Genomic DNA, 7,530 nt, shown 5'->3' with positions numbered 1-7,530 from the left:
GTACTGATGGCGTTTTTGTCGCTGTTGCCAGCGGTGGGGGCGGGGATCATCTGGGCGCCGGCGGCGGCGTTTTTCCTGCTCTGCGGGGCGATCTGGCAGGGCGTGGTGTTGGGGCTGTACGGGATTTTTGTAATCGGCCTGGTGGATAACGTGCTGCGACCGATCCTGGTGGGCAAGGACACCAAGATGCCGGACTATCTGATCCTTATCTCGACCCTGGGCGGTCTGGCGATCTTTGGCCTCAACGGCTTTGTCATCGGGCCACTGATTGCAGCCTTGTTCATGTCCAGTTGGGCCATTTTCCTTGAAACCAAACCGAAGGTGCAGCTGCCTTAGGCGCTTAGCTGGCCTTGGCCGAGACGTTGCGACAAGGCCTGTGCGTCCGGCAGCGAGGTGAACGGACCACTGATCGCTTCACCGTCCTGCACCACGTACCAACAGGCGAGCATTCCCAGCGCTCTAAGCGGGGCGGGAACGGCGCTACCGATAACTGACATGATCTGAACCTGGGACATAAGTACCTCCATCAATCGATGGGGCTACCTTACGGACACGGCTGCGAAACGGAAAATCAACGCTTTCGATAGTCGTCATTGACGCCAGTGACTGTTCGCCTCAGTCGACGACCAGATCGAGCATATGAACCACTTCGTGCTCGTTGAGCAGGCCTTTGCGCACCAGGTTTTCCGCCAGCAGCGATAGGAACTTGGCGCTGCGATGGCCTTCCAGGTGCTTGAGTTCGGTCAATGCGTTGTACACCTTGCTGGAAGTGCACAAGCCGACAATGCGGTGCGGGTTTTGTGTGGGCATGAGGCCGTCCTTGTTGTTATTGATCTGTTGTTTGCGGACAGATCCAAGCTTGCGGACCTGACATGACATAAATATGACCGTTTGGCGCAAGGCGGGGATGATTCAAGTCAATATTGCCAATTTCAACCACCAACGCTGTCCCCACAGCGACATTGACGCGATATATCCAGACGTTCGCCGACCAGCGGTCATAAAAAAGCCCCGCTGCTGAGGCGGGGCCGGGTGATTACCAGTGACCATAACCGTGGCCACGGCCGTAGTAATCGCGTGGCGGGCCGTAATAACGTGGCGGGCCGTAGTAACGCGGCGGACCGTAGTAAACCGGTGCAGGGGCGTAATAGACCGGTTGTTGCACGTAGACCGGCGCTGGTTGGTAGTAAACCGGTGGCGGTTGGTAATAAACCGGTTGTTGTTGTACATAAACCGGCCGATTGGCGTTGATCAGGGCCGAACCGACGATGGCCGAACCGACGATCGCGCCATAAATCGCTGGACCTTGCCAGCAATTACCACAACCACCGCCATGGGCTTGCGCCGGCGCTGTGAAAGCGAGTGCACCGATCAGCAAGGCAACTGCAGGAATTGAACGAATCATGATCATTCCTCGGCTTTTCGACCCAGCGCTTGCGTCTGCAATAGACCCAAGAATTCTCGCGGGGGATACCTCTAAGACAGCTTTTTTACGAAATTCAGCACAGCGGTCAGGTAAATTTTGTGTAAGGTCTGTACCGGTTTCCTGACGGCCCGCGCTATCTCGCGCTGCCTATACAGTAATGATCGAACAGACCCGATGGAATGGCTAATCCCGTCCATCTGAAAGTGCTAATGAAGGAGAAAGTTTCATGCAGATGAACCCCAATCGAGACACGCAACTGTGCATGTCGCTGTCCGCGCGCCCCAGTAACTTCGGCCTGCGGTTTCACAATCATCTGTATGAACAACTGGGCCTTAACTTCTACTACAAGGCCTTCAGCAGCCAGGATTTGCCCGGGGCCGTGGGTGGTATTCGTGCCTTGGGTATCCGTGGCTGCGGCGTGTCGATGCCGTTCAAGGAAGCGTGCATCGCACTGGTGGATGAACTGGACGCCTCGGCGGCGGCCATTCAATCGATCAACACCATCGTCAACACCGACGGTCATTTAAAGGCCTACAACACCGATTACATTGCCATCGAGCAGTTGCTCAACACCCACGAAGTCCCCAAGGATTCGACCTTTGCCCTACGCGGTAGCGGCGGCATGGCCAAGGCTGTGGCCAGCGCATTGCGCGACGGCGGTTACAAAAACGGTTTGATCCTCGCCCGAAATGAACGCGCCGGGCGTGCATTGGCTGATTCGCTGGGCTATCAGTGGCAAGCGGAACTGGGCGCACAGCGCCCGCAAATGCTGATCAACGTCACTCCAATCGGCATGACGGGCGGTCCGGAGGCCGATCAACTGGCGTTYGATCCTGAAACCATCGCCGCAGCCGAGACTGTCTTCGATGTGGTGGCGATCCCTTCGGAAACGCCGCTGATCGTGCGGGGGCGCGCTGAAGGCAAGCGGGTGATTACCGGGTTGGAGGTTGTCGCGATCCAGGCGTTGGAGCAATTTGTGCTGTACACCGGCGTTCGGCCGACGGATGAGCAGTTTCACAAAGCTGTGGAATTTGCCCGCAGCTAGGAGGAGTCCCATGCATCCGCGCATTCTCAACCTGAATCAGGTCGATCTTGAACCGTTGCCCGAAGCAATGGCCCCCACTGGCGACACGGCTGGCCGTTACCAGCAACGGTTAGCCCGCGTGGGCCAGCAACTGGGCGCGCAGAAACTTGGATATCGGTTGTATGTGCTGGAACCGGGCATGCGAGGCAGTCCATTTCACAGTCATCGGGTCAACGAGGAGATGTTTTACGTTGTGGCCGGGGAAGGGGAGATTCGTCTCGGGACCGAGCGTTTCCCGATTCGGGCCGGTGACGTGATTGCCTGCCCGCCGGGTGGCCCGGAAACGGCGCACCAGATCATCAACACCAGCAACGCTGAACTGCGTTATCTGGCGGTGAGCACCCAGCAATCGCCGGAGATCTGCGAGTACCCGGATTCAGGCAAATACGCGGTGATGGATGATTTCAAGGTGGATGCCGAGGGCAATGCATCGGGCTTTGTCGCCATCGCCCGGCCGGGCGATGGTGTGGATTACTGGGATGGCGAGTAACAGGTTTACGCAAATCCTGTAGCAGCTGMCGAGCAGCGCGAGGCYGCGTCTGCGGTTTGCCTGACAACACTCAATTGCCGGTATTGCGACGGCTGCGCCGCCGAACGCTGCCTCGCGCTGCTCGGCAGCTGCTACAAGGGATCGAGTTGTTATTCGAGGCGGGCCAGTCGTTCTTCCAGCGCAGCAATGCGCGCTTCAAGTTCTTCGATTCGCTCAATCGATACGCCGCTACCAGCGCCGCGTTCCACCGGGTTCTGCCGCGCCGCCAGGATAACTTCGATGTCCGCCGGGTCCCCCAGCGCATGCATATACCGGTCCTCGCGCTGCCCGGCTTGTCGTGGAATCAACAACGCCAAACCCCGAGCAATCAAACGCTCCAGCTGATGCACCACCTGTTCGGCGTCTTCAAATTCATGCATGCGCCCGCTGCGGGTCAGCAGCTCATTGATCGTCTGCGGACCACGCAGGAACAACAGCCCGGTCAGTATCACCTGCGCCGGCACCAGTTCCAGGGCCTTGTCGACCTTGTGTTCCCAGCGATCCGCGCGACTGCCCATCACCAGTTTGGTGAAACCACGTCCTTCCAGCGCCCGCAGGCTTTGGCCGACCTGACCCTGAGTCAGGTTCATCACCGGTTCGCGGCTGGTTTTCTGGTTGCAGGCGATCACCAGGGCATTGAGGGTCAGCGGATAGGTTTCCGGGCTGGTGGCCTGTTTTTCGATCAGCGAGCCCAGAATGCGGATTTCCGTGCTGTTAAGCCGCGGCTCGTCGAAGGTCGTCTCTTGCTCAGTGCTCATGGTGGCGCATCCTTACCCGGTTCATGTTTTTCACTTGCGTGAATGCACTTTAGATTGACGAGCGCCAATGGCAACAGAATTCGTCGTCTCCCGGTGGCAAAGGTGTACGGCAGAGGAAAAAGACCGGTCCCGGGAAGGGCGGGGATGGCTATAATCGGCCGACGTTTTCCCTCCTGTCACCACACGAGACTGCCATGACCATTTCCCTGTACGACGCTTCCGTTCCTGTTTTCAAGCAAATGCTCACCGCCCTGAGTGATGTGCTGAAAAAAGCCGAAGCGCACGCTACCGAAAAGAACATTGACCCGAACGCGTTCCTGCAAGCCCGCCTGTACCCGGACATGTTCCCGCTGGTGCGTCAGGTGCAGATCGCCGTTGATTTCGCCAAAGGCGTTTCCTCGCGTCTGGCTGAAGTTGAATTGCCGAAGTACGAAGACACCGAAACCACCTTCGCCGAACTGCAAGCGCTGCTGACCAAGGTTCTGGCCTACATCGCCGAGATCAAGCCGGAGCAGATCAACGGCAAGGAAGGCATCGAGATCGTTACCCGTCCGGGCACGCCGAAAGAGAAGCGCTTCAGTGGCCAGGCTTACCTGCTGAGCTACGGCCTGCCGCAGTTCTTCTTCCACGTCACCACGGCGTACGCACTGTTGCGTCACAACGGTGTGGAAGTGGGCAAGCGTGATTACATGGGCGCGTTCTAAACCGTCCGGGTACAAAAAAGCCCCCGCAGCTATTGGTTGCGGGGGCTTTTTCATGTGCCAGCATTCTTGACCAACACCACTGCCCCCTGTGGGAGTGAGCCTGCTCGCGATGGCATTGTGTCTGTCAACATTGATATTGAATGTGACGACGCTATCGCGAGCAGGCTCGCACAGGGGATTTGGGTTAGGCCACTCGCTGGGCTTTTTCTTCTTCACCCAAGCAAGCCGCAGCGGTGAACAGCACGTCAGTAKACGAGTTCAGCGCGGTTTCCGCCGAATCCTGCAACACACCGATAATGAAACCGACCGCCACCACTTGCATGGCAATCTCGCTCGGGATGCCAAACAGGCTGCACGCCAGTGGAATCAACAGCAACGAACCACCCGCCACGCCCGAAGCGCCACAGGCGCAGATTGCCGCGACGACGCTCAGCAGAATCGCGGTCGGAATGTCCACGGCGATGCCCAGGGTGTGCACTGCCGCCAGGGTCAGCACAGTGATGGTGATCGCCGCGCCGGCCATGTTGATGGTCGCGCCCAGCGGGATCGACACCGAGTAGGTGTCTTCATGCAGGCCCAGACGCTTGCTCAACTCCAGGTTGACCGGAATGTTTGCCGCCGAACTGCGAGTGAAAAACGCAGTAATTCCGCTCTCGCGCAGGCAGGTCAGCACCAGCGGATACGGGTTGCGACGTAGCTTCCAGAACACGATGATCGGGTTCATCACCAGTGCCACGAACAGCATGCAGCCGAGCAGCACCGCCAACAAATGCGCATAGCCGATCAAGGCGCCGAAGCCGGAGGTGGCAAGGGTCGAGGCCACCAGGCCGAAAATTCCCAGCGGTGCGAAGCGAATCACCAGCCGTACGATCAGCGTCACGCCGTTGGACAAGTCCCCCAGCACTTCACGGGTGGTGTCGCCGGCATGGCGAATGGCGACGCCCATGCCGATGGCCCAGGCCAGGATGCCGATAAAGTTGGCATTCATCAGCGCGCTGACCGGGTTATCGACCACGCTCAGCAGAAGGCTCTGCAGGACTTCGCCGATGCCACCCGGCGCGGTGACCGCGACGTCATGGGTGGCGAGCACCAGGCTCGACGGGAACATCATGCTGGCTACCACCGCGACCACGGCGGCGGCAAACGTCCCCAGCAAATACAAAAACAGAATCGGCCGGATGTGGGTTTCCTGGCCGTGCTTATGGTTGGCGATCGACGCCATGACCAGCACGAACACCAGAATCGGCGCGACGGCTTTCAGTGCCGAGACAAACACTTTGCCGATGAAGGCGCAGGACTTGGCCACGTCCGGCGCGAACAGCGCCAAGGCAATCCCGGCGATCAGGCCGATGATGATTTGCGTGACCAGACTCAAGCGTTTCAGGCGTTGCAATAGCGAAGGGGATGGTGCGTTCATTAAACGTCATCTCTGATTTTTTATCAGTGCAGGGTTTCGCAGGTGTGCAGCAACAAACAGGGCAGGCCGCAGGCTGGAAACCGAAAAGGAACCATTGGATGTAACGCTGATCAGTTAAGCCATGACGCGATCCGTAGCAGCTGGCGAAGCCTGCGTCCGGCTGTGCAGCAGTCGTAAAACCTGAGTTTGCGGTATTCCTGAAACACCGTATTGTCTGATTTCACGACTGCTGCGCCCGAGCGCGGACCGGCCGACGCAGGCTACGCCAGCTGCTACAACAATTGCGTTGCGCAAAAATGGCTGAACTGATCGGCATTAACCACAGGGTGTACGTTTTTCAGGGCGCGGATTTTATCACAGCGCAGGACCGATCTTTCAGGCCTGTGACGATATGCCACCTGTGCAAACAACGAGATAAACAGGTTCGTGCAACCCTGTCTGGAAACACTCTGTTAAGATTCGCCCTCCTCATTTTCAAGTCTGCCAGCGGGCCTCCGGGCTATTCGCTGGTGTCGTCGTTTTCTGGAGTTGTGCATGCTGTTGCCCATTCTTCTGTTGTCTGCCGCCGGTTTCACGGTGCTGACCACGGAATTCGTCATCGTCGGCCTGTTGCCGGCGATTGCCCGAGATCTTGAAGTCAGCATCCCGCAAGCGGGTTTGCTGGTGACCTTGTTTGCCTTTACCGTCGCGGCCTTCGGGCCGTTCCTGACCGCGTACTTCGCGCGGTTTGAACGGCGCAAGCTGTTTATCTCGGTGCTGATCATGTTCGGTCTGGCCAACACCCTTGCGGCGTTTGCGCCGAATATCTGGGTCATGGCATTTGCCCGGTTGATTCCCGCACTCGGGTTGCCGGTGTTCTGGGCATTGGCCAGTGAAACGGCGGTGGACATTGTCGGCCCCGACTACGCGGGGCGCGCCATCGCCAAGATCGGCTTCGGCATTGTCTGCGCCACGGTATTCGGCATTCCGGTGGGCACGCTGATTTCCGACGCGTTCGGCTGGCGCAGCGCCTTCGGCATTCTCGCGGTAATTGCCTTTGCCAAAGCCTTGCTGTTGTTTATCTACCTGCCGAAAACCGATCTGCACCAGCATCAGGTGAGTTTCCGATCGCAATTCAAAATCCTGCGCAGCCCGCTGATGGTGGGTCATGTGCTGCTATCGATCGTGGTCTTCAGCGGCATGTTTACCGCGTACACCTACCTGGCGGACATTCTTGAACGCCTGGCCGGTTTCGACGGCACGGTGGTCGGCTGGTGCCTGATGGGCTTTGGCGCGGTCGGGCTGATCGGTAACTCGCTGGGCGGCCGCGCAGTGGATCGTCATCCGCTGATCGCTTCGGTGATGTTCTGCGCGTTCATGATTGCCGGCCTGGTGGCGCTGGTGCCGAACATTCATTCGCCCCTCGGTCTGGCGGCGGCGATGGGTATTTGGGGTGTGACACAGGCGGCGTTGTTTCTGGTCAGTCATGTTCGCCTGATGAAGGCGGCGCCCGAGGCGCCGGCGTTCGCTGCATCGCTGAACATCGCCGGAGCCAACCTCGGCATCGGCCTGGGCGCCATGGTCGGCGGCCGGGTGATAGACAGCGTCGGACTGCAAGGCCTCGGTTTTGCGG

10 protein-coding genes are annotated in these 7,530 nt (G+C 58.7%); 5 read left to right on the top strand and 5 right to left on the bottom strand.

Annotated features, from left to right (window positions below; translation table 11 throughout):
* Positions 1 to 336: AI-2E family transporter (locus AC1DSG_RS24360; protein WP_477793179.1), on the top strand; the 336-nt coding region annotated here is incomplete at its 5' end.
* On the opposite strand, the gene AC1DSG_RS24355 is transcribed toward AC1DSG_RS24360, so the two are convergent.
* From AC1DSG_RS24355 to AC1DSG_RS24345, 3 genes are all read right to left on the bottom strand, one after another.
* A complete protein-coding gene (locus AC1DSG_RS24355) occupies positions 333 to 515 on the bottom strand; it encodes a hypothetical protein (protein ID WP_477793178.1) in 183 nt (60 codons plus the stop codon). The two genes, AC1DSG_RS24360 and AC1DSG_RS24355, sit on opposite strands and share 4 nt — an antisense overlap.
* 100 nt (positions 516 to 615) lie before the next feature.
* Positions 616 to 810 (bottom strand): hypothetical protein, encoded by a 195-nt coding sequence (locus AC1DSG_RS24350; RefSeq protein WP_007944773.1) that lies wholly within the window; start codon positions 808 to 810, stop codon positions 616 to 618.
* Between the two features lie 226 nt (positions 811 to 1,036).
* Complete coding sequence (locus tag AC1DSG_RS24345; RefSeq protein WP_477793177.1) at positions 1,037 to 1,405, bottom strand: hypothetical protein; 369 nt, start codon at positions 1,403 to 1,405, stop codon at positions 1,037 to 1,039.
* A 247-nt stretch (positions 1,406 to 1,652) separates the two neighbouring features.
* Between AC1DSG_RS24345 and AC1DSG_RS24340 the strand changes: the two genes are divergently transcribed.
* Positions 1,653 to 2,471 carry a shikimate 5-dehydrogenase gene (locus tag AC1DSG_RS24340; protein WP_477793176.1) on the top strand — a complete coding sequence of 273 codons (819 nt, stop codon included), beginning with the start codon at positions 1,653 to 1,655 and terminating at the stop codon, positions 2,469 to 2,471.
* 10 nt (positions 2,472 to 2,481) lie between these two features.
* Complete coding sequence (locus tag AC1DSG_RS24335; RefSeq protein ID WP_477793175.1) at positions 2,482 to 3,000, top strand: cupin domain-containing protein; 519 nt, start codon at positions 2,482 to 2,484, stop codon at positions 2,998 to 3,000.
* Positions 3,001 to 3,149: 149 nt separating this feature from the next.
* On the opposite strand, the gene AC1DSG_RS24330 is transcribed toward AC1DSG_RS24335, so the two are convergent.
* A complete protein-coding gene (locus AC1DSG_RS24330) occupies positions 3,150 to 3,797 on the bottom strand; it encodes a YceH family protein (protein WP_477793174.1) in 648 nt (215 codons plus the stop codon).
* 194 nt (positions 3,798 to 3,991) lie between these two features.
* Here AC1DSG_RS24330 and AC1DSG_RS24325 point away from each other — a divergent pair, with 194 nt between their 5' ends.
* Positions 3,992 to 4,501 (top strand): DUF1993 domain-containing protein, encoded by a 510-nt coding sequence (locus AC1DSG_RS24325; RefSeq protein WP_452627356.1) that lies wholly within the window; start codon positions 3,992 to 3,994, stop codon positions 4,499 to 4,501.
* Between the two features lie 184 nt (positions 4,502 to 4,685).
* Here the strand turns inward: AC1DSG_RS24325 and sstT are convergent, their stop codons facing one another.
* A complete protein-coding gene (sstT, locus tag AC1DSG_RS24320; RefSeq protein WP_477793173.1) occupies positions 4,686 to 5,918 on the bottom strand; it encodes a serine/threonine transporter SstT in 1,233 nt (410 codons plus the stop codon).
* Positions 5,919 to 6,452: 534 nt separating this feature from the next.
* On the opposite strand from sstT, the gene AC1DSG_RS24315 reads away from it, so the two are divergent.
* A partial coding sequence (locus AC1DSG_RS24315; RefSeq protein WP_477793172.1) for an MFS transporter occupies positions 6,453 to 7,530 on the top strand: 1,078 nt, incomplete at its 3' end.

The organism is Pseudomonas sp. P5_A12, assembly GCF_056400685.1.
The sequence above is the reverse complement of the archived record's forward strand: the minus strand, read 5'-3'. Positions and strand labels throughout refer to the sequence as shown.

What these genes read in the sequence shown, in the direction of transcription:
- AC1DSG_RS24330 (WP_477793174.1), bottom strand. Translation starts at nt 3,797, where the DNA reads ATGAGCACTGAGCAAGAGACGACCTTCGACGAGCCGCGGCTTAACAGC.
- AC1DSG_RS24350 (WP_007944773.1), bottom strand. Translation starts at nt 810, where the DNA reads ATGCCCACACAAAACCCGCACCGCATTGTCGGCTTGTGCACTTCCAGC.
- AC1DSG_RS24325 (WP_452627356.1), top strand. Translation starts at nt 3,992, where the DNA reads ATGACCATTTCCCTGTACGACGCTTCCGTTCCTGTTTTCAAGCAAATG.
- AC1DSG_RS24335 (WP_477793175.1), top strand. Translation starts at nt 2,482, where the DNA reads ATGCATCCGCGCATTCTCAACCTGAATCAGGTCGATCTTGAACCGTTG.
- AC1DSG_RS24355 (WP_477793178.1), bottom strand. Translation starts at nt 515, where the DNA reads ATGTCCCAGGTTCAGATCATGTCAGTTATCGGTAGCGCCGTTCCCGCC.
- AC1DSG_RS24345 (WP_477793177.1), bottom strand. Translation starts at nt 1,405, where the DNA reads ATGATTCGTTCAATTCCTGCAGTTGCCTTGCTGATCGGTGCACTCGCT.